Here is a 25,442-nt window from a genome sequence, read left to right as displayed (position 1 = left end):
GAAGCGGGCTGAAGCTGCGCGCTTCGCTCGCTGCGGGGCCGCGCTCACGGGACATCCCTGTCCCTTCGCGCGGGCGCGGTCTCCCTGACCGCGCCCTTCGGCCATCCTTGCTCGCTCCAGTGCTCGCCGGCATCCAAGGGGTGGGAAGAACTCGCATCTCTTCCTCTTGCCCCGTAGCGCGAGCCGAGCATCGCAGCGAGCAAGCCAAGCCGGAGGGCGCCGCCAGGATGGCGGCGCCTTCACACGCGAGGCAGGGATGCCTCGTGTGTGAAGCTGCGCAGCGAGCGAGAAGCGTAGGGCAGGTGCCGCTTCGGCACCCCGCGCTTCGGGCGAGCGCTTTTGGTTACTTTTGGCGCGCCAAAAGTAACCCGCCCGCGGGGCGGAAGCCCGCCCTCTTGAATGGCCGCGGCCGAAGGCCGCACCGAATTTAGACTGGATTCCCGCTTTCGCGGGAATGACGGAAAACAATCTGCCGCCGGAGGCGGCGGAACGGATTCCAACAGGAATGTTGTCAGTTCAAAGCGACGTTAGGTTCGCGTAGGCAACCACAAGCCATTTCGAACCGGCAGATTTGAAATTGACCTGCACGCGGGCATGCGCGCCATCGCCCTCGTAATCGAGCACGACGCCCTCACCGAAGGTCGGGTGCCGCACCCGCTGCCCCAGGTGCATGCCGGGGCCGCTCGGCGCGGCGGACCGCGCCACCGCGCTCACGGGGCTGCTGTAGGGCCGCGTCACCTGCACCCGCGGACGGATCTCCTCGACGAGTTCCGGCGGCAGCTCCCGCAGGAACCGCGAGGGCACGCCGTAGTTGTCCATGCCGTGCAGGCGGCGCTGCTCGGCGTAGGTCATATATAGCTCGCGCATGGCGCGGGTCATGCCCACGTAGCAGAGGCGCCGCTCCTCCTCCAGACCCTCCAGGTCGTCGGCGGAGCGCTCGTGGGGGAACAGGCCGTCCTCCAGGCCGCAGATGAACACCAGCGGGAACTCCAGGCCCTTGGCGGAGTGCAGGGTCATGAGCTGCACGCAGTCCTCCCAGGCCTCGGCCTGGCCCTCGCCGGATTCCAGCGCTGCGTGGGAGAGGAACGCCGAGAGCGCGGTCATGCCTTCCAGCGCCTCCGGCACGAAGCCGCGGGCGGCGCTGACCAGTTCCTCCAGGTTCTCCACCCGCGCCTCGCCGCGCTCGCCCTTCTCGGTCTTGAGGTAGTGCTCGGTGAGGCCGCTCTGGTGCAGCATCTGGTCCACCTGCTCGAAGAGCTGCAGGCCGCGGATGGCGAGGTCCATCTCGTCGATGAGCTTGGCGAACTTGGAGAGCGCGGCAGTGACGCGGCCTGGCTGGGACGGGTCCGCCAGCACCGAGGCGAGTGCCGCCCACAGGGAGATGCCGTCGCGCCGGGCGAGGTCGCGCAGCAGCTCGACGCTCTTGGCGCCGATGCCGCGGGTGGGCACGTTGATGACGCGCTCGAAAGAGGCGTCGTCGTGGCGGTTCTCCAGGAGTCTCAGGTACGCGAGCGCGTCCTTGATCTCCTGGCGCTCGAAGAAGCGCAGGCCGCCGTAGACCCGGTAGGGGATAGCCTCCAGCATGAGCCGCTCCTCGAACACCCGCGACTGGGCGTTGGAGCGGTACAGGATCGCCACGTCGCGGCGCACGCCGCCGCCTTCCTGCCACTGCTTGATGCGCTCGATGACGAACTGGGCCTCGTCCTGCTCGTTGTAGCCGGCGTAGACCTTGATGGGCGCGCCCTCGCTGCCCTCGGTCCACAGGTTCTTGCCGAGGCGCGTGGTGTTGTGGCCGATGAGCGCGTTGGCGGCCTTAAGGATGTTGCCGGTGGAGCGGTAGTTCTGCTCCAGCTTGATGACGCGGGTGCCGGGGAAATCCTTCTCGAAGCGCAGGATGTTCTCGATCTTGGCGCCGCGCCAGGCGTAGATGGACTGGTCGTCGTCGCCCACCACGAACGGCACGCCGGTCTGCCCGGCCAGCATGCGTACCGAGGCGTACTGGATCGCGTTGGTGTCCTGGAACTCATCCACCAGGATGTGGCGGAAGCGGCGCCGGTAGTGCTCCAGCAGCTCCGGGTTCTTGAGCCAGAGCTCATGGGCGCGCAGCAGGAGCTCGGCGAAGTCCACGAGGCCGCCGCGCTCGCAGGCTTCCTCGTAAGCCCGGTAGACCTTGAGGAAGGTGGCGGTGAACGGGTCCTCGCTGGGCGGGATGTTCTTGGCCCTGAGGCCGTCGTCCTTGCGCGAGTTGATGAACCACTGGGCCTGGCGCGGCGGGTAGCGCGATTCGTCGAGATCCAGGTTCTTGAGCAGGCGCTTGATGAGGCGGTGCTGGTCCTCGGAGTCGAGGATCTGGAACGCCTGGGGAAGTCCCGCCTCGCGCCAGTGCTGGCGCAGCAGGCGGTGGGCGATGCTGTGGAAGGTGCCGATCCACATGCCGCCGGCGGAGCCGCCCATGAGCTTCTCCACCCGGCCGCGCATCTCGGCGGCGGCCTTGTTGGTGAAGGTGACGGCGAGGATGCCGTAAGGCGACACGTTCTCCACCTGTATGAGCCAGGCGATGCGGTGCACCAGCACGCGGGTCTTGCCGCTGCCGGCGCCGGCCAGCACCAGGGTCGGCCGGGCCTCCGCCGACACCGCTTCGCGCTGCGCGGGGTTCAGCTTGTCGAGGATGCCGGTCACGTCCATGCGCGCATTTTACCCGCCACCGCCGCGCCGCGTGGCATCATCCGACAAGAAACCTGGAGACGGATCATGCGTGAGACCTTGCTCCTGCTGTTCTCGCTGCTACCCTTCGCGGCCCACGCCGACGACGCACGGACGCTCCTGGACCTGGAGCAGCGCTGGGCGGCGGCGGCGGCCGCGCGTGACCACGCGGCGCTGGACGCCATCCTCGCGGACGATTTCACCGACGTCTCCTGGCAGGGAAAGCTGCGCAGCAAGGCCGACGCCCTGGCGGCCCCGGCCGCGCCGGTGCGGATGCGGCAGACCCTGAGCGAGCTGAAGGTACGCGTCTACGGGGATACGGCGGTGGTGACGGGCCTCAACATGGCGGCGGCGGTGGATGGCTCCTTCACTACCCGTATCCGCTTCACCGACGTGTTCATAAGGCACGCCGGGACTTGGCGGGCGGTGAGCGCCCAGGAGACGCCGGAACGCGCACCCTGACCTTATATACTACTGGTGGCCACCCGACCCGGAGCCACGATGCGCGTCTTCAACAGCCTCATCCTCTGGCTCATCCTGCTGGTGCTGTGCTGGCCGCTGGCGCTCGTGGCGCTGGTGCTCTACCCCTTCATCTGGCTGATCCTGCTGCCGTTCCGGCTGCTCGGCCTCACGGTGGACGCGGTGTTCGAGCTCCTGCGCGCCATCCTGTTCCTGCCGGCGCGGCTCCTGGGCGCGCGGCCGCAGCGGAGTTGACCTGGATCAAGTCCGGGCGCTTGCGCATGAGATACGCTTCCCCAACCCGTAGACCGGACAAGGCCATGCAACAGCGCACCGATGAAGTCCAACTCGACGTCCCCACCCGCGTGCTGCACCTGGGGCTCGTGGTGTTCGGCGTGTGGGCCTGGTGGATAGGCGAAGACGCAGGGGATTACCACAAGCCGGACCACTCGGGTTACACCCTGCACATGTACGTGGGCCTGGCGTTCACGGCCTTCCTGGCGCTGCGGCTCCTGTGGGGCTTCGTCGGCCCGCGCGAGCTGCGCTTCAGCGCCTGGCTGCCTTACACCCGCGAACGCCTCGCCTATGTAAAAGCGGACCTGCTGGCACTGCGCCGCTTCAAGCTGCCGGAGCCGGTGACCCACCGCGGACTCAATGCGCTGGTGCAGGGACTGGGTATCCTGCTCTTCACCTGGCAGGGTGGTTCCGGCGCCCTGATGAGCCTGTTGATCACGCCCGGCGAGCGGGCGACGGGCTGGCTGCACGACCTCAAGGAGATCCACCAGGAAGGGGCCGCCGTCTGGATCCCGGCTTACCTGGCGCTGCACGTGGGCGCCGCGGTGCTGCATGCTTTCACGGGTAGACATATCTGGCGCAAGATGGTGTTTCTTAAGTAGGGCCCGCGCCGCCTATACTGTCCGCATGCGCGGCGTATCCCCAATCCGTCCGGTCTCCCTGGCACTCGCCGCCTGCCTCGCGGGCACGTACTTGAGCAGCGGGTGTGCCGCCAACATGTTCAAACTCACCTCGCCGGCCTTCTCAGACAACGGCGCCATGGATGCGCGCTTCACCTGCCAGGGCGGCGACATCTCGCCGCCGCTCGCCTGGAACGGCGCGCCCGCCGGCACCCGCAGCTACGCGCTGATCCTGGATGACCCGGATGCGCCGGACCCGGCGGCGCCGCAGCGCACCTGGGTGCACTGGGTGCTGTACGACATACCGGTCACCGCGACCTCCCTCGCCGAGGGCGCCTCCAAGCACCCGCCGCAGCACAGCCGCAACGGCAAGAACGACTGGGACAAGACCGGCTACGGCGGTCCCTGCCCGCCCATCGGCAAGCATCGCTACTTCCACAAGCTGTATGCGCTGGACATCAAGCTGCCGGACCTGCACGGCCCCACCAAGGCGGAGCTGGAGGCGGCCATGAAGGGCCACGTGCTGGCCGAGACCGAGCTCGTGGGCACCTACCAGAAGAGATGAGCGTGACCGTGGCAACGCCGCAGGACTACCGGCGCTCCATCGCCGCGCGCCACGCCGAGTTCGGCATCCCCGCCGACTACGGCGCGAGCCGCGGCCTGCCGCTGTGCGAGGAAGCGCTGGAGCTCGTGAGCATCGGCAGCGACGTGCTGGGCCGTGAGCAGAAACTCACGCCGCGCGCCGCCGCGGCCTGGCGCGCGATGCACACCGCCGCCGCGCGGGATGAGGTCCATATCCTGGTGGTGTCCGCGTTCCGCAGCGTGGACTACCAGTGCGCGCTGATCCAGCGCAAGCTGGACCGCGGCCTGTCCATCGCCGAGATACTGAAGATCAATGCCGCGCCCGGCTACAGCGAGCACCACACCGGCCGCGCCCTCGACCTCACCGCGCCGGACTGCCCGCCGCTGGAGCAGGGCTTCGAGAGCACCGCCGCCTTCGCCTGGCTGGTGCAGCACGCGGGCGAACACGGCTTCAGATTGTCTTATCCCCGGAACAACCCCCACGGCATCAATTACGAGCCTTGGCACTGGACCTTCCAGGACGCCTGAACCCGCTCCTGTCTTTGCTAAACTGCCGCATGCTCAAGAACACGCTGCTCACCGCCGCCGCCTGCGCGCTCCTGCTCGCCGCCTGCGGCAGGCACGCACCCCAGGTGGATCCCGTGGCCTATCAGAAAGAGATCGACGACTGGCGCGCCGGGCGCCTCGACCGCGTGGCCGGCCCCAGCGGCTGGACCACGCTGGTGGGACTGTACTGGCTGAAATCCGGCGGCAACGGCTTCGGCAGCGCCGCCGACAACGCGCTGCAGCTCGCGGGCCTGCCTGCCCACCTCGGCCGCTTCGACTTCGACGGCGCGCAGGTGAGCTTCACCGCCGCCAAGGGCGCGAAGGTGACGAGCGGCGGCAAACCCGTGGCCACGCTGAAGCTCCTCACCGACGCGGACCCGGCCGGCCCCACGCCGCTCGAGAGCGACAGCATGAGCTTCTACGCCATCAGGCGCGTGGACCGCTACGGCGTGCGCGTGCGTGACACCCAGGCGGACGCGCGCGTGCACTTCAAGGGCCTCGAGTATTTCCCGCTGAGCCAGGACTGGCGGTTCGAGGCGCGCTTCGAGCCCTACTCGCCCATGAAGCAGGTGCCCATCATCAACATCCTCGGCATGGAGGAGGACATGCCCTCCCCCGGCGCGCTGGTGTTCGAGGTGGGAGGCCAGGAGTACCGGCTGGACGCCGTGATCGAGGAAGGCGAGACGGACTACTTCGTGATGTTCGCCGACCAGACCAGCGGCCGGCAGACCTACGGCGCGGGCCGCTTCATGTACGTGAAGCCGCCGGTGGGCGGCAAGACGGTGCTGGACTTCAACAAGTCCTACAACCCGCCCTGCGCGTTCAGCCCCTACGCCACCTGTCCGCTGCCGCCGTCCCAGAACCGCTTGCCCCTCGCCATCACCGCCGGCGAGCTCAAGTACGCCGGCGGCCACTGAGCGGGCGGCGGGGCCGTCCACGCGACTGAGGAAGACAGCATGCACCTTGGCACAGCCGTCAAGACCGCCGTCACCCTGGTGCTGATCTGCGCCGCGGTGCTGATCGGCTACGTCTATTCGGGCTTATATGACGTAGCCGCATCGGAACCCGACAACGCGGCGATGCGCTGGCTGCTGGTGACCGTCCGCGACCGTTCCATCGCCCGCCGTGCCGGGGATATCAAGGTGCCGCCCCTCGATGATCCCAAGCTCGTCCAGGAAGGCTTCGAGCACTACCATGAGATGTGCACCGGTTGTCACCTGGCTCCCGGCATGGAGTCGAGCGAGAGCCGGCAAGGCCTCAACCCGCAGCCGCCCGTGCTGGCCAAGCTCGTCCCCCATAGCAGCCCGGCAAGGATGTTCTGGGTGATCAAGAACGGCGTGAAGATGAGCGGCATGCCTGCGTGGGGCGCGAGCCACAGCGATGAGATGATCTGGGCCATGGTCGCGTTCCTGGAAAAACTGCCGGACATGACGCCGGCCGAATACCAGGCCATGGAGAAGAAGCTCGGCGGCATGCCCGAGCACGACGATTGAATGCCGCTCAAGCGATGACGCCGATGGTGCAGGCTTCCGGCTGGCATGCAGCACTGGCGGGCGCGCTGCTAGGCCTGAGCCTCGCCGCGCCTCCGGGGCCGGTGATGGCGATCATGGCTTCCGCCTCGCTGCACGGGCGCGTGAAGCAGGCCATGGCCACCGCCTTCGGCGCCATCAGCGCCGACTTCTGCTGGCTCACGCTCTCGGTGCTGGGCGCGCTCGCGTTCCTGGGCGGCCATCCCCGCTGGGTCGGCGTGCTCGGCCTCGGCGGCGCGGCGCTGCTGCTGTGGATGGCCTGGGGTGCCTGGCGCTCGGCCCGCCGAGGACTTCAGGACAGCCATACCCCCGGTTCCTGGAAGCTGGGGTTCATGACGGTGCTGACCAGCCCATTCTCCCTGGCCTGGTGGCTGGCCAACGGCGCCCTGCTCTATACCTCCTGGGGAGTCACGGGCATCGGCACCCTGTTCCTATCCCTTGTGCTCTATAGCCTCGCCTTCTGCCATGCCTTCCGCTGGCTGGGGACCCGGGCCTCTCGGGCGGCACTGGGGGTGGCTTATGCCAGCGTCCTGGTGCTGGCGGGCTTCGGCTTATATGTCGGATGGACCGCCTGGGCCCTGCTCAGGCCCTGATTCCCCTCGACAGGGCCCCCGGGGCTATGGCTCAATAAGCCTCCATCCCAGACAAGGTTAAATCGCCGCGCGGGGGTGCGCGGACGGTGCCGATGTCTTCCTCTTCAAAGGCTTACGGGTCCCATGAATATAACTATCCCGCCCGGCTACAAGGGCTTGGTCGCACTCGACAAAGAAGTCCACAAGGGCAAGGGCGTGGTCACGAGCCGCCGCCACGCGTTCGCTGCCGGGCTGACCGGCGTGTACGTGCTGGCTGCCGAGTTCGTGCAGGCCGCGCGCCACTACCCGGTGGTGTTCGCCCAGGACCAGGCGACCGGCGAGTTCCTGCCCATCGCCGTCACCGGCCTCAACCAGGACGAGAACCTGTTCGTCGGCGACGACGGCGAGTGGGAGAAGGACGCCTACGTCCCCGCCTACGTGCGCCGCTGGCCCTTCTTCGGCGTGCGTCTCACGGGCGAAGAGGCCAAGAACGGCAACATCCTGATCTGCGTGGATGAGACCGGCCTCGAGGCCTCCAGCCAGGCGGTGTTCGACTCGAGCGGCAACCCCTCCGGCGACTTCCAGCCGACCCAGACCCTGATCTCGGAGATGGAGGGCGCGCGCCCTGCCACCGAACACCTGTGCCAGACGGTGAAGGAGCTCGGCCTGCTGGAACCCTTCGAGGCCCACGCCTTCCCGAAGAGCGGCCAGGAGATGCGCCTGCGCGGCATGTTCCGCATCAACGAGAACAAGCTCAATGAGCTGCAGGGCAAGGACGTCAAGCGGCTGATGAAGAGCGGCGAGCTGTCGCGCATCTACGCGCACCTCATGTCGCTCGATAACTTCAAGTTCCTGATGGACCGGGCCGCCGCGCGCCGCAAGGGCAGCCGGCTCGACTCCTGACCGCCTCACAACGACCGAAACTATAAAGAGAGTCCCATGGGTGTTGAAATCAAACTAACGGACAAGGAACTGCCGGTCTCGCCGGTGTTCGTTGACTTCCTGGCCCACATCATCGACAACCGGCCGTTCGAGGGTGCGGCCTGGCACGACCAGCTCTCCGAGGAGCTCTCCAACGACCACGTGCGCGTGATGGAGAAGGCCCAGGAGAACGCCCAGCGCATCATGGCGAGCGAAGCCGGCCAGCGCCACGTGGCGCGCGCCTACCAGCTGTTCCTGGCGCTGCTCACGGGCGACGCGGAGCAGATCCGCAACATCCAGTTCAAGTTCCACTTCATCAACATCATCGGCGTGCCGCGCAACGGCGGCTCCTACCTCACCATGGAGGCCTACCGCTCCCTGGGTTACGACGTGGACAAGGTGCCGAACGTGATCGCGCACGACGGCTTCCCGGAGGCCGGCCCGTTCCGCTTCCAGAAGGGCGCCAACAGCTGGATCGCGAGCCTGCAGACCATGGCCGAGTTCCTCACCATGGTCGAGATCTACTTCGGCAAGAACAAGCCGCATTACGGCAAGATCATGGTGCCGAAGAAGCTGCTCAAGGGCACCTACGCCGGCGGCTTCTTCCACCAGATCCTCGGCGAGTCGGTGGAGCACATCCTCACCGTGCGCCACCCCGTCACGTCCGCGATCTCGGCCTATGAGAAGTCCGGCGGCCTGCCGCAGGACGGCAAGTTCAAGGTGCGCGGCAACATCGAGGAATGGGTGCGGCGCGACCTGTCCTACACCACCGGCCTCAGCAACGACGAGATGTTCGCGCTGCCCTACTTCGACGCCTACCTGCACTACTGGGAGCAGTACCACATCTACGTGGCCACCACCGGCCTCTCGGCGAACCACAACATCACGCTGGTGCCCTACGGCAAGGAGCGCATGGAGGCGATCTCGCGCAGCTTCCAGAACCGCTTCGAGAGCGGCAAGCAGCCCAACGAGTTCAAGGTGTTCCCGAAGCAGGACCGCCACCCGGACTGGATCAAGCAGGCCGAGCCCGTGGTCAAGCGCGTCGCCGAGATCTGGGAACGCGTGGGGCTCAAGTTCCCCTTCAAGGAAGTCATGGAGATCTGGTGATCCCGGATTCCTGAGTTCCGGTTGAAACATGATGGGGAGAGTACCGATACTCTCCCCATCGTCTTTTGGTACTAACCAATTTTAAAGCGTCGCGAGCGAAGGCAGGGCTAGGCGGGCGAGGCGAGCAGAAGGGAGTGCACATTTGAGTGCATGACCGACTGCGAGTCCGGAGCCCAACAACGCCCTGCCGAGCGCAGCAGCTTTAAAAGCGGAACACCAGGAAGTACATCAAGAGGGTGTTGACGAACAGCAACGCGAGACCGGTCGGTATCTGCACCTTGATCACGCCGTTCTGGTCAGGGAGTTCCAGCAGCGCCGCCGGCACGATGTTGAAGTTGGCGGCGAGCGGCGTCATGAGCGTGCCGCAGTATCCCGCCAGCATGCCCACCGCGCCCATCACCGCCGGGTCGCCGCCGTGCAGCTTCACGATCAGCGGCAGGCCGATGCCGGCGGTCATCACCGGGAAGGCGGCGAACGCGTTGCCCATCACCAGCGTGAACAGCGCCATGCCCACGCAGTAGGCGGCCACCACCGCCGCGGCGCTCTCCACCGGGATGAAGCGGCCCACCAGGTCCGCCACCACCTGTCCCACGCCGGAGAGCGCGAACAGGGCGCCCAGCACGGCGAGGAGCTGCGGCAGGGCCGCCACCGCGCCCACCGCGTCCAGCAGGCGGCGCGACTCCGCGAGCGGCACCGCCGCCGGCTGGCGCAGCATGCGCAGGCCCACCGCCAGCGCCGCGATCACCGCGAGGCCGAGCGCCACCAGGGTGGCATCCTTGGCCGCGACCCAGCCGTCCGCGAACTTGCCCAAGAGCAGCGTGCCGGCCACCGTGAGCAAGGGGATGAGCAGCGCCGGCACGAACAGCCGGTCGCCGAAGCGCGCCGCCGCCGCCTGGCGTTGCGCGGGTGCCGCCTCCACCGCGGTGGCCTTGCCCAGGCCGCCGATGCCGGCGATGAGGCCCATGCCGATGGCAAGGCAGCCCACCACGAACGGCGGCAGCCAGGTGCCGAAGAGGAAGGTCGCGGCGTACAGCGCCCAGAACAGCGCGCGCCTGAGGTGCCGGGGGTTGGCGCGGTCGTGCAGGTTGAACCAGGCCGCGGCCGCGAACATGAGGCCGAGCAGGAGATAGATGCCGTCCAGCACGCTCATGGCCGCCGCTCCAGTTCCCGCTTCAGGCGCCGGTCCAGCCACCACAGGCGGGTGGCGTGGATGAGGAATGCTGCGACGGCAGTGGGGATGGACCAGAGCGCGATCTGGATGGGCGTCAGCACGTAGCCGTTCTGCTCCAGGTAGCCCTTGATGAGCAGCACCGAGCCCATGGCGATGAAGATGTCCTCGCCGAAGAACACGCCGATGTTGTCGGTGGCGGCGGAGTGGGCGCGGATCAGGTCGCGCGTGCCGGCGGGGAGCTCGCCGTAGCGGTTCTCCGCCGCCGCCTCGGCCATGGGCGCCACCAGCGGCCGCACCATCTGCGCGTGGCCGCCGAAGGAGGTGAGGCCGAGGCTCGCGGTGAGCTGGCGCATCAGCATGTACGCGGTGAGCACGCGCCCGGTGGTGGCGCCCTGCACCTTCGCCATCACCGCGTGGGCCCGCTCCTTGAGGCCGTTCTTCTCCAGCATGCCGATCACCGGCAGCGTGAACCATACCAGCGCCATGTAGCGGTTCTGGGTGAAGGCGCGGCCGAACTCGCTGACGATGGTGACGACGTCGAAGCCGCCGGCGAAACCGGTGGCGAGCGCCGCCGCCACCACCACCAGCAGCGGGTTCAGCCGCAGCGCGAAACCGAGGACGACGATGGCGACGCCGATCAGCGCGAGCATGCGGTGCCGTCCCCTGGCCGCGCGGTCATGCGGTGGCCAGCGAAGCCTTGAGGCCGCTCTGCAGGTCCGGGTAGCGCAGCGTGAGGCCGATCTCCCGCAGCAGCTTGTCGTTCCTGATGCGCTTGGATTCCTTGAGGAAGCTCATGATGCTGGGGCTCAACATGCGCTCCGCCTCCTGCATGGTGATGAGCGGCGGCTTGGGCATGTGGGTGAGATCGGCGAGGAGGAACAGGTAGTCGGTGATGGTGGAAGGATGGCCGTCGCTGACGTTGTACACCGAACTGCCCGGCGCGTGAGCCATGGCGGCGTGGCAGACGGCCACCAGGTCATCGATGTGGATGCGGTTGGTGAAGCTGCACTCCTCGGGCCGCACCGTGGGCATGCCGGATCGGAGACGCTCGGTGAGCAGCCGGCCGGGACCGTAGATCGCCGGCACGCGCAGGATGGTCCAGGGGATGCCGTGCTCCGTGCACCAGCGCTGCACCGCCTGCTCGGCGGCGATGCGCCGTTGCGCGCGGTAGGTGGAGGGCTTCAAGGGCTCCTCCTCGTCTATCCAGCGCCCCTCGCAGTCGCCGTAGACGCCGGTAGTGCTCATATAGAGGAAGCGCGCGGGCAGGCCGGTGAGCTCGAGGTGCTCGAGCAGGCGCTCGATGCGCACGTCGTCCTTGCCCACGTCCACCGGCGGCGCGAAATAGAACAGCTTGGCGCCGCCGGACGGCAGGCTCGGCAGGTCGCCCGCGTCCAGGTCGCAGCGGACCGGCCGGATACCGGCGGCCGTGAGCGCACGCTGGCTCGCCTCGGAGCGCACCACGCCCGTGACCTGCCGGCCCTCGGCACCATAGAGCGCCGCCAGCCGGCGTCCGGTGTCGCCGCAGCCGATGATCAGCACTCCGCTCTGCGTGTTCCCGTCCATCCTGCCCGGATTATGCGGGGACAGGCCGCGAGCGGCAACGCGACGTTTCCTTGCCGGCCCCGCGAGCCCGTGGGAGGATATCCCCGGGCTGACGCCATAAACATCACAAGGGGACCGCCCATGAGCGACGCTCAAGCCGGGGATATCCGCTACTTCGACGCCAGTTCCCGCATCGGCCGGGTGCGTTACCTGGCCTACCCCTGGGGCGTGATCCTGCTCGCCCTGCCTGTGGGCATCCTGGCGGGCATCCTGTTCGCGGTGAAACTCGCCGTGGTCGGCGTGCTCATCCTGATCTGCCTCGAGATCTTCGCCCTCGGCATGAGCGGCGTGTTCATCGTGCGCCGCCTGCATGACATGGACAAGAGCGGCTGGTGGTCGCTGATCTACTGGGGCCTGAACGTGTGGAACATCAGCCTCAGCGTCAGCGCCATGATGCGCGGCGGTGGCGAGGCGCCATTCACGAGCCTGCTGCCGACCCTGCTGATCCTGGTGTTCTTCCTGGTGATGGTGCTGCTGCCGGGCACCCAAGGGGAGAACCGCTTCGGCCCGGTGCCGCCGCCCAATTCCACCTGGGTGCTGGTCGGGGCATGGGCCTGGCTGGGCGTGATCGTCCTCGGCGGCGTGATCGCCGCCCTGGCGATACCGGCCTACGGCGACTTCACGGCGCGCGCGCAGACCTCCGAAGCGGTGTTGCTCGCGCAAGGGGGTAAGGACGCGGCGATGGAATACTACATGGACAAGGAGACCTGGCCCGCCCAGCTCCAGGATGCCTACGAGGCCGCAGCCCAGTCACCGGCGGGACGCTACACGCAGTCGCTCGAGTCGAAGGCCTCCGCCGATGGCATCGAGATCATCGCCACCTTCAAGCAGGAGGGCGTAAGCGCGCGCATCGCCGGCAAGTCACTCGCCACCTGGACCACCGACAACGGCAGCACCTGGCACTGCGGTCCCGGCGGACCGGAGCCCGTCGAGACGCGTGACCTTCCGTCCTCCTGCCGCGACGAGGGTGCGCCCTGAACCGCTGCACGGTTCAGGCATAATTGGCGATGCCCTGCTTCGGCAGGGCATCGTCTTTATAGAGGTCCCATGGCCAAGACCGTCACGCTGATGCCGGAGGAGAAGCGCTTCCAGGTGGAGGACGGCGAGACCGTGCTAGCCGCGGCGCTGCGCCACGGCATCCACCTGCCCTACGGCTGCCGTACCGGCAGCTGCGGCACCTGCCGTGCCCACGTGCTGGAGGGCAAGACCGCTTACCCCGCCGGCGCGCCGCTGGCGCTCACGGCCCTCGAGGTACATGCGGGTGAGTCGCTGCTCTGCCGCGCGGTGCCCGAGACCGATCTCAAGGTGGAGGCGCAGGAGATAACCGCCATGGCTAACCTGCGCGTCAAGGCCATGCCTTGCCGCGTGGCGCGCCTCGACAAGCTCGCCCACGACGTGATGGGCCTGTATCTGCGGCTACCCGCCGTGGAACGCATGCAGTTCCTGCCGGGGCAGTACATCGACATCCTGCTGCCGGACAACCACCGGCGCAGCTTCTCCCTCGCCAACCCGCCCCACGACGACAAGCTCCTGGAGCTGCACGTGCGCCACGTGCCGGGTGGGCGTTTCTCGGAAGAGGTATTCAAGCACCTGCACGAGGGCGCGCTGCTGCGCATCCAGGGCCCGCTCGGCACCTTCTTCCTGCGGGAGGACTCGGAGCGGCCCATGGTGATGATGGCGGGCGGCACCGGCTTCGCGCCCATCCACGCCATCCTGCGGCACCTGTTCGAGAACGGCCGCAAACGTGACATCGTGTTCTATTGGGGAGCGCGCGCTGCCCGCGACCTCTATATGGATGCGAAGCTCAAGGAATGGACCGCAAGCCAGCCGGGCTTCCGCTACGTGCCGGTTCTCTCAGAACCCGCTCCTGAGGATGGCTGGACCGGGCGCACGGGTTTCGTGCACGACGCGGTGCTGGCGGACTTCGCGGACCTCTCCGGCCATGACATCTACCTCTCAGGGCCGCCGCCCATGGTGAACGCGGCCCGCGCCGCCTTCCCGCTGCACGGGGCAGACCCGTTGCGCATCTATTCCGATAGCTTCGACTTCCCCGCCGAGGTGCGCGCCGCCTTAGAAGCGGCCGCCCGAGAGACGGGCCCGCGCTGACAGCGTGGTGGCACTCTGGGACAAGCGCGTCTAAGCCGCTATCAAGTCCCAACCCAAAAGCAGACCTGCTTCCTCCAGAGGCCGCACTCTCACGCTGGCGAAGCCTGAGGTCTTGAACAGTCCACCGATGCGTTGCGCTTCCGCCTCATCCAACGCCAGCGCGCACACGGCGCGCATGCGCGCCTCGGCGGCACGCAGCCGTTCCTCCAGCCGGTCGAGTTGTGCGTTCGCCTGGGCCAGCGTCATGTCCCCGCGCCGCTCCCAGCAGCGGGTGATGTGCTGCAACACCTGCTCGCCCGCCTGGGCATTGGGTATGCCGCGGCTCCAGGCGCGGAAGCCCGCGGCGGCGTCGATATAGCGCTGCTGGCTGTCCAGCGCCAGCATGGTGGCCCGCAGGAGGTCGCGCCGCAGCGCCGTCTCCTGCGTGAAAGCCACTTCGAACATGTGGCGCGCGTGCACGATGAGCTGGAATTCATCCAGCAGCGCGCCGATGGCCTGCAGGCGCACCTGGCAGAGCCGGTGGGCTGCGCCGTCCGCCGCGTGGAACATGAAGCGCGCATGCCCGCCGGACTTCAGCACGCGGCGCAGTTCGCCGAGGCAGCCGCCTTCCTCCGGTGCCAGCCACTGGCCGCCCACCGCGTCGAAGTAGCCGTCCGCGAAGGGCGTGGTCTCGTCGTAGCGGCAGGCATGGAACGCGATGCCGTCCAGCACCAGCGGCGCGGCGCTCAGGGTGGCGGCCCGGTCGAGGCTGTGCAGCTCGAAATCCCGCTGCTCCTCCCGCGACACCTGCCGCGCGATCAGTGCCACCGGGCCAATGCCCATGGCGATGTCGAGGATGCGCGCGCCGGACGGCAGCGTCCGGAAGTGCCGGAGCCAGCTCGCGTGGACGCGGTCGCTGTGCTCCAGGTCCGCCGGCGGCAGCGACAGCGCCGCATCCGGCAGCGGCGGGCGCGGTGCATGCGGTATCGCCTGGAAATATCCGTCAATGAGCATGGGTGGATGCCGGGGTTGGGTTCTGCACGCGGAATAGACGCATAGTCTATTGGGAGAGTTCCGGGCAATAGTTTTTAATTTGTAACGAGTTGTAGCAACCGGCGCAGTGTCCGGTTTATTCCTGGATGTCCGGCGGACAGTACGCCGCGCGGTAAGTTCACCCGGACGCTGAATTAGTCCTGATATGCATGCACCTGTTCCACTACGCGGATGGTCCACGCCCGCGGCGAAGGGCTGGATCAGCCCGCCTGCCAGGCTTCCAGGCGCAGCGCCGCGTTGATGAGGCCGAGGTGGCTGAAGCCCTGTGGGAAGTTGCCGAGCAGGGAGCCGTCGCGCGGGTCCACCTGCTCGCTCAGGAGACCCAGCGGCGAGGCGTAGCTCACCAGCATGGAGAACGCGGCGCGCGCCTCCTGCAGCCGGCCCGCCATGGCGAGACCCTCCACCAGCCAGAACGAGGGCAGCAGGAACGCGCCCTCCGGCCCGCCGACGCCGTCATCCACCTGCTTGTGATCGTAGCGGTAGAGCAGCGGGTAGCGCCCTGCGGTGAGGCGCGAGACCACCGCCTCGCGTGTGGATCCGAAGCGCGGGTCGTCCGCCGCGATGATGCCGGTGATGGGCATCACCAGCACCGAGGAATCCAGCACCTCGCTGCCGTAAGACTGGGTGAAGGCCTTGAGCCTGGGATGGAATGCCTTCTCCAGGAGCTCCGCCTGCAGTTCCTTCGCGTCCTTGAGCCAGGCCTCGCGGCGCGCCTCCAGGCGCAGCTTCTGCGCCAGGTCCGCGCCGCGCACCAGCGCCACCCAGGCCCACACCTTCGAATAGGTGTAGTGGCGCGGCTCGCCGCGGCTCTCCCAGATGCCCTGGTCCGGTTCGCGCCAGCGCCGTGCCACCTGCTCCACCAGCTGCACCAGCGTCTCCGCCTCCGCCACCGTGAGCACGCCCCCGGAATCGTGATAGTGCAGCGCCGCGTCGATGAGGCTGCCGTAGATGTCGAGCTGGAACTGTTCCACCGCGGCATTGCCGATGCGCACGGGCTTCGAGTCGCGCCAGCCGCGCAGCGCGAGCTCTTCCTCAGCCACGTCCAGGTCGCCGTGCACGCTGTACATCACCCGCAGGTTGAGCTTGTCCTCGGTACAGCGCTTCAGCAGCCAATCCAGGAAGCCGGTGCCTTCGTCGGTGTAGTCCACCGCGAACAGCGCGCGCAGCATGAACGAGGAATCCCGCACCCAGCTGTAGCGGTAGTCCCAGTTGCGGCCCCCGCCGGCCCACTCCGGCACGCTGGCGGTGGGCGAGGCGATGAGCGCGCCGGTCTGGGAGTAGGTGAGCAGCTTCATGGTGAGCATGCTGCGCTCCACCGCGGCGCGGTAGTCGCCCTCGTAGCGCAGGGTGGCGAGCCACCGGTGCCAGAACTCGCGGGTGCGCCAGAGGCGCTGGTCGCAGCGGTAGGCGGCCACCGGGTGCTTGGGCGAACCCTGCCAGCCCAGCACGGACCAGCAGTCCTGGCCGGCCTTGAGCTTGAGCCGGCCCGCGGCGCCGCGCCGGGTGCGCTGGAGCGGCACCGTGGTGGTGAGCACCAGGCAGGCGCCGTCCGGCCCGCGCGCCACCGCGCCGTGCTCCGTGAGCTCCACTTCGGTGCGCGCACGTGCGAAGTCGAAAGCGGGCTCGAACGTCAGCTCAAACTCCATCTCGCCGGAAATACACTCCATCTCGCGATGGATCTCCGCCTCGTGGGGGCGGCGCTCCTGCACGATGGGCATGAGGTCGCGGAGACGCGCGCGGCCGGTGGCGCACTCGAACTCGGTACACAGGATGTTGGTGCCGGCCTCGTAGCGCTGCCAGCCGTGGAAGGGCTGCGTGGGCTGGATGCAGCAGCGGCCGGCGGCGGGATCCAGCAGCGCGGCGAACACCGCCGGACTGTCGAAGGCCGGCAGGCACAGCCAGTCCATGGAGCCGTCGCGCCCGACCAGCGCGGCGGTGCGGGTGTCGCCGATGAGGCCGTAGGCGTCGAGCGGCTTGAAGTCCGGCGGGTGGGCCGGGTCGAAGGCATCCGGCTGCGCGGCCATCTCAGCCGCCGTGGGTGAAGGACGGGAACAGCGTCATGCCGCCGTCCACATACACGCTGCTGCCGGTCATGTAGCGCGCCGCGTCGGAGGCGAGCAGCACCGCGACGTCCGCCACGTCTTCCACGCTGCCCATGCGCCCTTCCGGGATCTTGGCTAGGAGGTCGTTGAGCATGGAGTGGTCGCTCCATACCTCCTCGTTGATGGGTGTCCTGATGGCGCCGGGCGCGATGGCGAGCACCCGCACACCGTGGGGCGCCGCCTCCTGGGCCAGGGTCTTGGTGAGCATGGCGAGCCCGGCCTTGCTCGCGGTGTAGGCGCTGTAGCCGGACCAGGGGATGACCTCGTGCACCGAGCTCACGTTGAGCACCACGCCGGACTTCTGCTGCACCATGCGCTGCAGGGCCTGGCGCGCGCAGTTGAAGGCGCCGAACAGGTTCACCTCGATCACGCGGCGCCAGGTCTCGCAGTCCACCTCCCAGCCGAATGCGCGCTTGCCGTCGATGCCCGCGCAGTTCACCAGCACGTCCAGGCCGCCCCAGGCCTGGTCGAGCTTCCCGAACATGGCCTGCACCTGGCGCTCGTCCGTCACGTCCGCCTCGACCGTGAGCGCCTTGCCGGCGCCGATCCCGCGCGCCACCTGCTCCGCGGCCTCCGGGCGGGTGACGTAGTTGATGGCGACCAGGGCGCCGGCCCGGGCCAGGCCCTGGGCGATGGCCTGGCCGATACCGGAGTTGGCGCCGGTCACCAGCGCGCGCTTGCCGTCGAGACTGATCTTCATGACCCGACTATATAAAGGGATGCGGTTACGGTCGAAGCAGACATTACCGATGCGTGTCGGGTCTTATACATACCGCGAGTTATACTCTTTCGCATCCGGGGAGGGGCGATCTCATGCGAACGATAATGGTCATGAATGCGAAAGGTGGTTGTGGGAAAAGTACCCTCGCCACCAGCATCGCCGCCTACTTCGCCACGAACTGGGAAGGTACGGTGGCGCTCGCGGACTACGATCCCCAGACCTCGAGCCTGGACTGGTTGGCCAAGCGCCCGGCGGAGCGGGACCCCATCGTGGGCGTGAATGCGGTCAAGGATGGCCTGAAGCACCTGCCCCGCAACACCGACTACCTCATCATCGACCCACCGGCCCGCGCCCACGGCGCGGAGCTCACCCAGCTCGTGCGCCATGCCGAGACCATCGTGGTGCCGGTGCTGCCCTCGCCCATCGACATCGGCGCCGCGGCCAAGTTCATCAAGGAACTGCTGGACGTGGGCAAGGTGGAACGCCGCGAGGTGAAGATCGCCGTGGTGGCGAACCGAGTGCGGGAGAACCTCCTGGTATTCGGCGAGCTGGAGCAGTTCCTTGAGGGGCTCAAGGTGCCGTTCATCGCGAAGTTTCGGGACGCGCAGAACTACATAAGGGCTTACTCGCGGGGCCTGGGCATCCATGAGCTGCCGCCGTATCTCGCGGAGCCGGATTGGGAGCAGTGGGCTCCACTGACCAAGTGGCTTGAGTCCAAGCGCAGCCTGCCTTCCTGAAATAAGCCTCCGGCAGCCGCGGTCTAGGGATGGCTGGCGCAGCCTCGCGCCCCCGCTGGACCCGCCATGGACCGCCGCGAATTCCTGAAACTCACCGCCGCCGGCTTCGCCGCCACCAGCCTGCCCCTGCGCGTGTCCGCCGCGCCCGCCGGCATCCGGGTGGTGTTGTTCGACGCCTTCCCTGTGTTCGACCCGCGCCCCGTGTTCGCGCTGGTGAAGCAGATGTACCCGGAACAGGGGCAGGCTCTCACGGAGCTGTGGCGCACCCGCCAGTTCGAGTACACCTGGCTGCGCACCCTCACCGGCCGCTACCAGGACTTCTGGAGCGTGACCCGCGACGCGCTGCGCTTCAGCGCCAAGACGCTCAAGCTCGAGATGAGCGCCGCGGACGAGGAGCGCCTGATGGGCGCGTACCTCAAACTCAAGGCCTGGCCGGATGCGGCAGATGCACTGCGCACCCTCAAGGCAGCGGGGCTCAAGCTCGCGTTCCTCTCCAACTTCACCCGCGGGATGCTGGACGCCGGCATCGCCAACTCGGGGCTGGAGGGCGTGTTCGACAAGGTGCTCAGCACCGACCTCGCCGGCGCCTTCAAGCCCGATGCGCGTGCCTACCACCTGGGCGTGGACGCCTTCGGTCTGCCCAAGGAACAGATGCTGTTCGCCGCCTTCGCCGGCTGGGACGCGGCCGGCGCGAAAGCCTTCGGCTACCCGACGTTCTGGGTCAACCGCCTGGGTCAGCCGGCGGAGGAACTCGGGGCTGCGGTAGACGGCAGCGGTGCGGGACTCGCGGAGCTCTTGGCCTACGTGAAGCCGGCGTAAGATAAGCCCCGGGGCATCTCGGGGAGCGAAAACACATGCGGCTGCGCGCCTGGTTGACAGTCATCGCGTTTGGCATCGCCGCCGCAGCCCAGGCCGCCGAAGCACCTGCGCCCCATGCCACCGTCGCCATCGTGGAAGTAGATCCGGCGAACGGGGCCATGTTGCACAGCTATGACGCGGTCTATGTGCACGTGCATTATTCCTCGAATGTGCCCGTCAAGATATGGGTGCGTCCTTACGCCAATGACAAGGAAGTGCCCGCCCAGTCCAACGCCTCTTCCGTCCATCCCGCCGGCGAGGGCGAAGCCCTGGGCTGGTTCGCGTGCACGGAAACCTGCGAAGTCCACTCGATCCATGTGCAATTGGCGGCGATGGACTCCGGCTATCCATTTCTGGACTACCACAGCGACGACAGCTATTACTTCACTTGGGATGGCTTGCCCGGCCCAGGCCATACGCCCGCCGCCTGGGTGAAGCCCATGCAGGACGAGGAGAAGAAGCGCCAGGAACAAGCTTATAAGGAACAGATGAACCGACCCGCTTCCGCGGGCGACGGCCTCATCCTGGTGGTGTTCTACGTGGCGATACTGGCCGCCCTCGCCGCCTGCTTCGTGTGGCCGGTCTGGGGCGTCATCAGCTGGCGGGACAAATGGCGCTGGCTCGCCGCCGCGCCGCTCGCACTGGTGGCGCTCAAGACCCTGGGCATCATGTTGGACTTCTCCCGGGACCGGACTTCCCACAACCTGCTGCCGTTCGAATACCTGATGCTCGCCGCGCTGGTGGCGCCTTACATGCTCATCGTGTGGCTGCTGAGGCGCCGCGCGGGACGCATGGCCGAAACCGATGGAACACCCTGAACTGGCGGCGTTCTGCAGCGACTGGCTCGCCGCCTGGACCGGCAACCGACCGGAGCGCCTGCGGAGCTTCTATACCGAGGATGCTTACTACGCCGACCCGGGCCGGCCCCAGGGACTGCGTGGCGCGGAACTCTTGCCCTACTTCCGGAAGCTGCTGGCGAAGAATCCCGATTGGGCATGGCAAGCGGAGGAGATACTGCCTACGGCCAAGGGCTTCTGCCTCAAATGGCGAGCCTGCATTCCCACTGACGGACGGGAAGTGGAAGTGGCAGGACTGGATATCGTGGAACTTTCGGACGGCAAGATCAGTCGCAATGAAGTCTTCTTCGATGCCAGCGTGCTGGCGAAGCGGCCGTGAGGCTCTGGTCCCTGCATCCGCAGTATCTCGACCCGAAGGGCTTAGTGGCCCTCTGGCGTGAGGCTCTGCTGGCCCAGGCGGTGCTCCAGGGCAAGACCCGGGGCTACAAGCACCATCCCCAGCTAAGGCGCTTCCAGGAATCCAAGCGCCCACGCCAGCTGATCGCGGCCTACCTGAGGGCCATCCACGCCGAAGCCACCCGTCGGGGCTACAACTTCGACGCCTCCAAGATCGGCGGTGGGAGGTTAGTCCCACGTTCTCTCAAGGTTACCCGCGGCCAGATGGAATACGAGTGGCAACACCTGGACAAGAAGCTGCGCAAGCGCGATCCCAGGTGGCGCAAGCAGTTTTCAGACATCAAGGTCATCAAGCCGCACCTCTTGTTCCGCGTAGTCAGGGGCGGCAGGGAAGACTGGGAGATCGTCTAGGGGCGCGGCGTGCCGAGCACTACGATCTCCGCGAACAGCGCTGCCACTAGTGATGCATACACGAGATAACCGATCTCGGCGATGGAGCCCGCCTCCAGCGGTCCTATGAGCTGCGGCTGGAGCAGCTTCAGCAGCACCGCCGCCGCGACGAACACCCACAGCCCCAGCGGCACCTTCAATACCCGCATCCGGCCCGGACGAGACTTATAGAGATACCACGCGAGAGTGACGCAGGCCCAGGCCAGCGCGGCCCAGGTGATCCACTCCACCGGCAAGAGGAACACCAGGAGCAGCGGCAGCACGCCCACCACGAACCAGGCGATGCCCGCGACGAAGACCCAGCGGGCCAGGTCCGCGATCAGGTTGATGCGCTGATCCAGGTACCAAGGCGGCGCGACCCGCACCTTGGGCTCGATGAGGCGCGTGAGCCAGGCCCCCACGTAACTCGCCAGCACCACCGCCACGGCTGCTTCCGCGGCCACCGCGAGCCTGGACTGCGACCACCAGGCGAGGGGCAGCAGCACAGAACTGAGGCCGAGGTAGAGCAGGAAGCCCACGGGCACGCGCAACAGAAGCGGTTGCTGGCGTGTCCACCACCAGGCGATGGCGGAAGCGATGAGCCAGGCCATGAAGAAGCTGAGCGCGAACTCGCCGCTAAGCAGCGTGTCCAGGGCCTTCCAGGCGAGGATGCCGCAGACGATGAGCAGGAACAGGAAGGCCAGGTCCATGACCGAGGACCGGACGAAGCCGCGCTGACCGCCAGCACCCATGAGACACCCCCTTCACCTTGAGTATAAGGGGCCTAAAAAGAAAAGGGCCCAGTATTCAATTGTGAATACTGAGCCCGGCATCAGGGCTCCTGCGGCAACTATCTGCCGTGGCCCCAACCCCCGCGGCGCGCGGGAAACGAACCGCGCACCTTGGAATGTGCCGGCCCATCAGGACCGGCTTTCTAACCTTTGAAAACCATCTCAGAAGCGCGCAGTAGCTTCCAAGATGGTTTTAAAAAGGGGGGTGTCGTCGCCGTTGTTCGACGACACCCCCACTGCACTGGCGCGGCAGCCCCGCCGCCGACGCCTTCCCCTTTCATCGCAACGTCATCACCTCCGAATCCTCTCTCCTCACGCCGCCCGGGCGAACGCGATCCGCCTGTGCGCGCGGCAGAACGGCCGGCGCATGACGATCTTGGAGCCCGGGCTCCTGGCGAACACGCAGCGGCGGCGGCACTTGAGCTGGGCCTTCCAGCGGTACCGCGGGATGCGGGGCTGGACGCGCGGGTGCCAGGCCCGCGGGGCGGTCACCGGCTCGGGCGCACGCGCCAGCCGGCGCAGATGGCATACGACTCGCTGAGTCCTCATGGGTCACTCCCCCTTCCGGTTGGAACGGAACTTGCGCGCGAGGCCGAGCAGCAGGAGGCCGAACAGGCTCATGGCTCCGCCGCCGCCACCACCCGCGCTGGCATGCGTGCCGCCGGTGCCGCCGGCACCGCCGGACTTGCCGACGGTGATGGTCACGGGTGCCGCGCTCACGGTGTTGCCCTGGGTGTCGGTGGCCGTGGCGGTGATGGTGTGGGTGCCGGCCGCGAGCGTAGAGGCGTCGAAGGTCACGCGATAGGGCGCCGCGGTGGCGGTGGTGTCGTCCTGGCCGTCCACCTGGACGGTGACGCCGGCGGTGTCGCTGGCGTCCGCCACCGTCACGTTGACGGTGAAGCTGCCGCTGACGGCGCTGCCGTCGGAGGGCGAGGTGATCTCGACGCTCTGGTCAGCCGACGCGCCGGTGAGCACCTGGTAGGGCACCTTCACCATGAACGCGTCCATGCGGTCGCCGCCCATGTTGCTGACCCAGAAGAAGTACTGGCCGGTGGGGTCGAGGTTGCCCTTCGGGTCCTTGCCGTAGGCGTTGCAGCTCGGGCAGGTGGCATCGCCGCCCACCGCGTTGAGGTCGCTCATCACCGGGGCGATCACCAGCGCCTGCTCGGCGGAGGTGGGGGTGGAGGCGTCCAGCGTGAAGCAGACGATGTCATTGGAGCGCGCGTCCGGCGAGGCGGTGGTGGCGCCGCCGCAGACGTACTGCTGGGCGATGGGCTTGCCGTCGACCGCGTTGGCGAAGCTCACGTGGGAGGGCGTGAAGTCGCCCCAGCTGCCGCCGTGGTACACGAGCTGGCCCTTGAGGGTGCTCTGAGTCAGGTCCCAGAGCTTCCAGGCGTTCGGGTTCACGTCGTGGTTGTCGGAGGCGATGTAGTAGCCGTAGCCCATGTCGGAATGGCCGCCCGCGCCGGCGGTGTCCATGATGGTGCGCTGCGTGCCGGTCTTGAGGTCCACGATGACGTTGTCCACGTCGCAGGTGGTGCAGGGATCGCTCGCCAGCTTCTCCTTGAGCACCAGGTAGCGGCCGCTCTTGTCGATCTGGCACTCGTCCATCTTGGCGCCGGCGTAGAACTCGAACTTCTTGCTGCTGGCGGTGTAGACGACGCAGCCTTTCTTGGCGTAGGTGGTCGCGTCCTCGAGCGTGGCCGAGTGCACGTCGTCGTCGTTGCTGGTGTTGGTCTGGGTGATGATGGTGTTCGGGTACTTCGTCGTGGAGTCGAACACCGTCTCGAAGGTGTGCTTTAGCACGTCGTAGCGCAGGAGCTTGGACTTGTCCTGCATGTAGATCTTGGTGGGCATGCCGTAGCTGAAGTACCAGCCCTCGCCGGTCTGGCGGGCGTACTTGCTGCTGGAGTCGAACAGCGGGCCGACCTTGGACAGGGTGTCCGTGCTCTTCACGTACTTGAACAGCGTGGGGCCCTTGCCGCCGCGCGCCTGGTCCAGGCCGATGAACACGTACATGGTGTCGCTGCCGGCGCTGTTGCTCATGTTGCGCCAGTAGCTGTAGATCATGTCCACGCAGTCCTGGCCGCCGCAGTCGGACCCGTTGGTGACGCGCACGCCATGGGTGTTGTAGGGGGCCGGGAACTCGAAGCCGCCGCGCGAAGGCACGAAGCCCGCGATGCTGGCGGGGCTGAGCTGGGTGCGCACGGCGGTGGTCTCGTCGCTCTCCAGGAAGCCGCCGGGAGCCTGGCTCGCCGCGTGGGCGAGGCCGGCCGCGCCCAGGAGCAGCACGGCGGTGAACAGGCGGGAGAAGACCTTAAGGGAGCCGGAACATAATGCTTTCATCGCTGACCTCACATATCGGTGGAAAAGCCCAAGATGGGCGGGGTGCCGATATGCGGGCCGACCGCGAAGCCTGCCGTTTCCAGGCTTTGCCGAAGGTACTGCGTCCAGTCCTGCAGGGATCACCCTAGGGGACTAGGGAGAAACACTGTGGGTAGTACCCTGCAGGGTTTCTCCGTATCGACGCTAGAGGTATACCTGCAGCGTGTAACGGAGTTTTAAAGAGGAATTTAAAAGAGGGTAAATCGTCGGCGGAGTGTGACGGGGCTCACGCGGGGCGCGGGCCTGGAGCGGAAATCAGAGGCGGGTCTCGGTGCCCTTGGCGATCTCGGTCCACTGCTTGCCGTCCAGGGAATAGGCGTAGCTGTAGCTGGCGCTCGCGGGCGACATATAGGTACGGACGATACGGTAGTGCACGATGCTGCCATCGGAGCGCGCGATGTCCTGTCCGTAGCTCCAGGTATCGCCGCTCACGCTGACGCGGAACTCGGGCTGCTTGCCTTGGGGCGTGACCTGGGTCTCGTGATAGAGGTTGTCCTTCGCATCCCAGCCGAAGATCGCGTAGATCTGCAGCGTGCCGTTCACCACCGACACGCACTTGTAGCTCCCCTCGCCCTGCCAGCAGTCGCGCTGGGTGGTGTAATGCTGGGGGCCCGCCTTGGTGAACGGGCTATCGAAGGTCTGCCCTTCCGTGCGCCAGGTGCCGGGCAGGAGCTGGGCGAGCCGGTCGAGGCCCGCGGGCGCGGGCGGCTCGGCCGCCAGCGCGGGCACGGCGAGGAGAGACGCGACGAACGCGCAGGCGGCAAGCTTCATGTGCGGCACCCCATCCACTAGAATGCGCCCGGGCCGGGACGCAGCGTCCGAAACCTGCCGGTTTCTGACAGCCGGCTCCGGGACAATGCGGGCATTATCCGCCCTAATGCGGCGCGCCGCACCGCCCGGGTCTGGCCCAGGGGACCTCAGCCCATCTGGCACTTAGCGCGGCGCGGCGGGGATGCCACCATGGCGCCCGGAACTCATGGGG

At 67.5% G+C, this 25,442-nt stretch carries 28 protein-coding genes; 17 read left to right on the top strand and 11 right to left on the bottom strand.

From position 1 onward, the window contains the following. Positions 1–516: 516 nt before the first annotated feature. Entirely contained in the window at positions 517–2,685 is a 2,169-nt protein-coding gene (gene uvrD, locus VF651_03190; GenBank protein ID HEX7964702.1) for a DNA helicase II, read from the bottom strand. 66 nt (positions 2,686–2,751) lie between these two features. Between uvrD and VF651_03185 the strand changes: the two genes are divergently transcribed. From VF651_03185 to VF651_03140, 10 genes are all read left to right on the top strand, one after another. Further along, positions 2,752–3,165, top strand: a complete 414-nt coding sequence (locus tag VF651_03185) for a nuclear transport factor 2 family protein (GenBank protein HEX7964701.1) — start codon at positions 2,752–2,754, stop codon at positions 3,163–3,165. Positions 3,166–3,204: 39 nt separating this feature from the next. Next, positions 3,205–3,417: a hypothetical protein gene (locus VF651_03180; protein ID HEX7964700.1), complete on the top strand. Its 213-nt coding sequence runs from the start codon at positions 3,205–3,207 to the stop codon at positions 3,415–3,417. Positions 3,418–3,482: 65 nt separating this feature from the next. Beyond that, the gene (locus VF651_03175) at positions 3,483–4,058 is read left to right on the top strand and encodes a cytochrome b/b6 domain-containing protein (protein ID HEX7964699.1); all 576 of its coding nucleotides are present in this window, start codon (positions 3,483–3,485) and stop codon (positions 4,056–4,058) included. Between the two features lie 115 nt (positions 4,059–4,173). Next, positions 4,174–4,641, top strand: coding sequence for a YbhB/YbcL family Raf kinase inhibitor-like protein (locus tag VF651_03170; GenBank protein HEX7964698.1), 468 nt, complete (start codon positions 4,174–4,176; stop codon positions 4,639–4,641). Positions 4,642–4,643: 2 nt separating this feature from the next. Then, on the top strand, positions 4,644–5,186 hold the full coding sequence (locus VF651_03165) for a M15 family metallopeptidase (GenBank protein ID HEX7964697.1): 543 nt from the start codon (positions 4,644–4,646) through the stop codon (positions 5,184–5,186). 29 nt (positions 5,187–5,215) lie between these two features. Further along, positions 5,216–6,121, top strand: a complete 906-nt coding sequence (locus VF651_03160; protein ID HEX7964696.1) for a DUF1684 domain-containing protein — start codon at positions 5,216–5,218, stop codon at positions 6,119–6,121. Positions 6,122–6,160: 39 nt separating this feature from the next. Further along, the gene (locus VF651_03155) at positions 6,161–6,697 is read left to right on the top strand and encodes a cytochrome c (GenBank protein HEX7964695.1); all 537 of its coding nucleotides are present in this window, start codon (positions 6,161–6,163) and stop codon (positions 6,695–6,697) included. A gap of 14 nt (positions 6,698–6,711) precedes the next feature. Then, positions 6,712–7,326: a LysE family transporter gene (locus tag VF651_03150; protein ID HEX7964694.1), complete on the top strand. Its 615-nt coding sequence runs from the start codon at positions 6,712–6,714 to the stop codon at positions 7,324–7,326. A gap of 123 nt (positions 7,327–7,449) precedes the next feature. Then, on the top strand, positions 7,450–8,208 hold the full coding sequence (locus tag VF651_03145) for a SapC family protein (GenBank protein ID HEX7964693.1): 759 nt from the start codon (positions 7,450–7,452) through the stop codon (positions 8,206–8,208). A 36-nt stretch (positions 8,209–8,244) separates the two neighbouring features. Then, the gene (locus tag VF651_03140; protein ID HEX7964692.1) at positions 8,245–9,333 is read left to right on the top strand and encodes a hypothetical protein; all 1,089 of its coding nucleotides are present in this window, start codon (positions 8,245–8,247) and stop codon (positions 9,331–9,333) included. Between the two features lie 202 nt (positions 9,334–9,535). Here VF651_03140 and VF651_03135 read toward each other — a convergent pair whose 3' ends face one another. The 3 genes from VF651_03135 to VF651_03125 are packed head-to-tail and all read right to left on the bottom strand — an operon-like array spanning position 9,536 to position 12,067. Further along, complete coding sequence (locus VF651_03135; GenBank protein ID HEX7964691.1) at positions 9,536–10,483, bottom strand: DUF979 domain-containing protein; 948 nt, start codon at positions 10,481–10,483, stop codon at positions 9,536–9,538. Then, positions 10,480–11,154, bottom strand: coding sequence for a DUF969 domain-containing protein (locus VF651_03130; GenBank protein ID HEX7964690.1), 675 nt, complete (start codon positions 11,152–11,154; stop codon positions 10,480–10,482). Before VF651_03130 ends, VF651_03135 begins: the two co-directional genes overlap by 4 nt. Before the next feature lie 25 nt (positions 11,155–11,179). Next, positions 11,180–12,067 (bottom strand): SDR family oxidoreductase, encoded by an 888-nt coding sequence (locus VF651_03125; GenBank protein HEX7964689.1) that lies wholly within the window; start codon positions 12,065–12,067, stop codon positions 11,180–11,182. 120 nt (positions 12,068–12,187) lie between these two features. Here VF651_03125 and VF651_03120 point away from each other — a divergent pair, with 120 nt between their 5' ends. Together VF651_03120 and VF651_03115 are read left to right on the top strand one after the other, a co-directional pair. After that, the gene (locus VF651_03120; protein ID HEX7964688.1) at positions 12,188–13,084 is read left to right on the top strand and encodes a pilin; all 897 of its coding nucleotides are present in this window, start codon (positions 12,188–12,190) and stop codon (positions 13,082–13,084) included. Positions 13,085–13,153: 69 nt separating this feature from the next. Then, a complete protein-coding gene (locus VF651_03115) occupies positions 13,154–14,212 on the top strand; it encodes a CDP-6-deoxy-delta-3,4-glucoseen reductase (GenBank protein HEX7964687.1) in 1,059 nt (352 codons plus the stop codon). Positions 14,213–14,242: 30 nt separating this feature from the next. On the opposite strand, the gene VF651_03110 is transcribed toward VF651_03115, so the two are convergent. The 3 genes from VF651_03110 to VF651_03100 all read right to left on the bottom strand — a co-directional run bounded on the left by VF651_03110 (position 14,243) and on the right by VF651_03100 (position 18,046). Further along, positions 14,243–15,205, bottom strand: a complete 963-nt coding sequence (locus VF651_03110) for a hypothetical protein (GenBank protein HEX7964686.1) — start codon at positions 15,203–15,205, stop codon at positions 14,243–14,245. A 239-nt stretch (positions 15,206–15,444) separates the two neighbouring features. Further along, positions 15,445–17,268, bottom strand: a complete 1,824-nt coding sequence (locus tag VF651_03105) for a glycoside hydrolase family 15 protein (GenBank protein ID HEX7964685.1) — start codon at positions 17,266–17,268, stop codon at positions 15,445–15,447. Position 17,269: 1 nt separating this feature from the next. Then, positions 17,270–18,046 carry an SDR family oxidoreductase gene (locus VF651_03100; protein HEX7964684.1) on the bottom strand — a complete coding sequence of 259 codons (777 nt, stop codon included), beginning with the start codon at positions 18,044–18,046 and terminating at the stop codon, positions 17,270–17,272. Between the two features lie 113 nt (positions 18,047–18,159). Between VF651_03100 and VF651_03095 the strand changes: the two genes are divergently transcribed. The 5 genes from VF651_03095 to VF651_03075 all read left to right on the top strand — a co-directional run bounded on the left by VF651_03095 (position 18,160) and on the right by VF651_03075 (position 21,266). Next, on the top strand, positions 18,160–18,804 hold the full coding sequence (locus VF651_03095; protein HEX7964683.1) for a ParA family protein: 645 nt from the start codon (positions 18,160–18,162) through the stop codon (positions 18,802–18,804). 66 nt (positions 18,805–18,870) lie between these two features. Further along, entirely contained in the window at positions 18,871–19,623 is a 753-nt protein-coding gene (locus VF651_03090) for a haloacid dehalogenase type II (protein HEX7964682.1), read from the top strand. A 35-nt stretch (positions 19,624–19,658) separates the two neighbouring features. After that, on the top strand, positions 19,659–20,480 hold the full coding sequence (locus VF651_03085) for a hypothetical protein (GenBank protein HEX7964681.1): 822 nt from the start codon (positions 19,659–19,661) through the stop codon (positions 20,478–20,480). After that, a complete protein-coding gene (locus VF651_03080; GenBank protein HEX7964680.1) occupies positions 20,467–20,838 on the top strand; it encodes a nuclear transport factor 2 family protein in 372 nt (123 codons plus the stop codon). The genes VF651_03085 and VF651_03080 overlap by 14 nt, the downstream gene beginning before the upstream one ends. Then, on the top strand, positions 20,835–21,266 hold the full coding sequence (locus VF651_03075) for a pyrimidine dimer DNA glycosylase/endonuclease V (protein ID HEX7964679.1): 432 nt from the start codon (positions 20,835–20,837) through the stop codon (positions 21,264–21,266). Before VF651_03080 ends, VF651_03075 begins: the two co-directional genes overlap by 4 nt. Here the strand turns inward: VF651_03075 and VF651_03070 are convergent. The 4 genes from VF651_03070 to VF651_03055 form a co-directional block, all read right to left on the bottom strand. Beyond that, positions 21,263–22,036, bottom strand: a complete 774-nt coding sequence (locus tag VF651_03070) for a hypothetical protein (GenBank protein ID HEX7964678.1) — start codon at positions 22,034–22,036, stop codon at positions 21,263–21,265. The two genes, VF651_03075 and VF651_03070, sit on opposite strands and share 4 nt — an antisense overlap. A gap of 351 nt (positions 22,037–22,387) precedes the next feature. Further along, positions 22,388–22,624, bottom strand: a complete 237-nt coding sequence (locus VF651_03065; protein ID HEX7964677.1) for a hypothetical protein — start codon at positions 22,622–22,624, stop codon at positions 22,388–22,390. 3 nt (positions 22,625–22,627) lie between these two features. After that, the gene (locus tag VF651_03060) at positions 22,628–24,421 is read right to left on the bottom strand and encodes an Ig-like domain-containing protein (protein HEX7964676.1); all 1,794 of its coding nucleotides are present in this window, start codon (positions 24,419–24,421) and stop codon (positions 22,628–22,630) included. 294 nt (positions 24,422–24,715) lie between these two features. Beyond that, positions 24,716–25,231 (bottom strand): hypothetical protein, encoded by a 516-nt coding sequence (locus tag VF651_03055; protein HEX7964675.1) that lies wholly within the window; start codon positions 25,229–25,231, stop codon positions 24,716–24,718. Between the last annotated feature and the right edge of the window lie 211 nt (positions 25,232–25,442).

The sequence above is a fragment of the Gammaproteobacteria bacterium genome (genome assembly GCA_036383255.1).
In the GTDB taxonomy this organism is placed as follows: domain Bacteria; phylum Pseudomonadota; class Gammaproteobacteria; order Natronospirales; family REEB76; genus DASUBN01.
The sequence above is the reverse complement of the archived record's forward strand: the minus strand, read 5'-3'. Positions and strand labels throughout refer to the sequence as shown.

What these genes read in the sequence shown, in the direction of transcription:
- uvrD (HEX7964702.1), bottom strand. Translation starts at nt 2,685, where the DNA reads ATGGACGTGACCGGCATCCTCGACAAGCTGAACCCCGCGCAGCGCGAA.
- VF651_03185 (HEX7964701.1), top strand. Translation starts at nt 2,752, where the DNA reads ATGCGTGAGACCTTGCTCCTGCTGTTCTCGCTGCTACCCTTCGCGGCC.
- VF651_03180 (HEX7964700.1), top strand. Translation starts at nt 3,205, where the DNA reads ATGCGCGTCTTCAACAGCCTCATCCTCTGGCTCATCCTGCTGGTGCTG.
- VF651_03175 (HEX7964699.1), top strand. Translation starts at nt 3,483, where the DNA reads ATGCAACAGCGCACCGATGAAGTCCAACTCGACGTCCCCACCCGCGTG.
- VF651_03170 (HEX7964698.1), top strand. Translation starts at nt 4,174, where the DNA reads ATGTTCAAACTCACCTCGCCGGCCTTCTCAGACAACGGCGCCATGGAT.
- VF651_03160 (HEX7964696.1), top strand. Translation starts at nt 5,216, where the DNA reads ATGCTCAAGAACACGCTGCTCACCGCCGCCGCCTGCGCGCTCCTGCTC.
- VF651_03155 (HEX7964695.1), top strand. Translation starts at nt 6,161, where the DNA reads ATGCACCTTGGCACAGCCGTCAAGACCGCCGTCACCCTGGTGCTGATC.
- VF651_03150 (HEX7964694.1), top strand. Translation starts at nt 6,712, where the DNA reads ATGACGCCGATGGTGCAGGCTTCCGGCTGGCATGCAGCACTGGCGGGC.
- VF651_03145 (HEX7964693.1), top strand. Translation starts at nt 7,450, where the DNA reads ATGAATATAACTATCCCGCCCGGCTACAAGGGCTTGGTCGCACTCGAC.
- VF651_03140 (HEX7964692.1), top strand. Translation starts at nt 8,245, where the DNA reads ATGGGTGTTGAAATCAAACTAACGGACAAGGAACTGCCGGTCTCGCCG.
- VF651_03135 (HEX7964691.1), bottom strand. Translation starts at nt 10,483, where the DNA reads ATGAGCGTGCTGGACGGCATCTATCTCCTGCTCGGCCTCATGTTCGCG.
- VF651_03130 (HEX7964690.1), bottom strand. Translation starts at nt 11,154, where the DNA reads ATGCTCGCGCTGATCGGCGTCGCCATCGTCGTCCTCGGTTTCGCGCTG.
- VF651_03125 (HEX7964689.1), bottom strand. Translation starts at nt 12,067, where the DNA reads ATGGACGGGAACACGCAGAGCGGAGTGCTGATCATCGGCTGCGGCGAC.
- VF651_03120 (HEX7964688.1), top strand. Translation starts at nt 12,188, where the DNA reads ATGAGCGACGCTCAAGCCGGGGATATCCGCTACTTCGACGCCAGTTCC.
- VF651_03115 (HEX7964687.1), top strand. Translation starts at nt 13,154, where the DNA reads ATGGCCAAGACCGTCACGCTGATGCCGGAGGAGAAGCGCTTCCAGGTG.
- VF651_03110 (HEX7964686.1), bottom strand. Translation starts at nt 15,205, where the DNA reads ATGCTCATTGACGGATATTTCCAGGCGATACCGCATGCACCGCGCCCG.
- VF651_03105 (HEX7964685.1), bottom strand. Translation starts at nt 17,268, where the DNA reads ATGGCCGCGCAGCCGGATGCCTTCGACCCGGCCCACCCGCCGGACTTC.
- VF651_03100 (HEX7964684.1), bottom strand. Translation starts at nt 18,046, where the DNA reads ATGAAGATCAGTCTCGACGGCAAGCGCGCGCTGGTGACCGGCGCCAAC.
- VF651_03095 (HEX7964683.1), top strand. Translation starts at nt 18,160, where the DNA reads ATGCGAACGATAATGGTCATGAATGCGAAAGGTGGTTGTGGGAAAAGT.
- VF651_03090 (HEX7964682.1), top strand. Translation starts at nt 18,871, where the DNA reads ATGGACCGCCGCGAATTCCTGAAACTCACCGCCGCCGGCTTCGCCGCC.
- VF651_03085 (HEX7964681.1), top strand. Translation starts at nt 19,659, where the DNA reads ATGCGGCTGCGCGCCTGGTTGACAGTCATCGCGTTTGGCATCGCCGCC.
- VF651_03080 (HEX7964680.1), top strand. Translation starts at nt 20,467, where the DNA reads ATGGAACACCCTGAACTGGCGGCGTTCTGCAGCGACTGGCTCGCCGCC.
- VF651_03070 (HEX7964678.1), bottom strand. Translation starts at nt 22,036, where the DNA reads ATGGGTGCTGGCGGTCAGCGCGGCTTCGTCCGGTCCTCGGTCATGGAC.
- VF651_03065 (HEX7964677.1), bottom strand. Translation starts at nt 22,624, where the DNA reads ATGAGGACTCAGCGAGTCGTATGCCATCTGCGCCGGCTGGCGCGTGCG.
- VF651_03060 (HEX7964676.1), bottom strand. Translation starts at nt 24,421, where the DNA reads ATGAAAGCATTATGTTCCGGCTCCCTTAAGGTCTTCTCCCGCCTGTTC.
- VF651_03055 (HEX7964675.1), bottom strand. Translation starts at nt 25,231, where the DNA reads ATGAAGCTTGCCGCCTGCGCGTTCGTCGCGTCTCTCCTCGCCGTGCCC.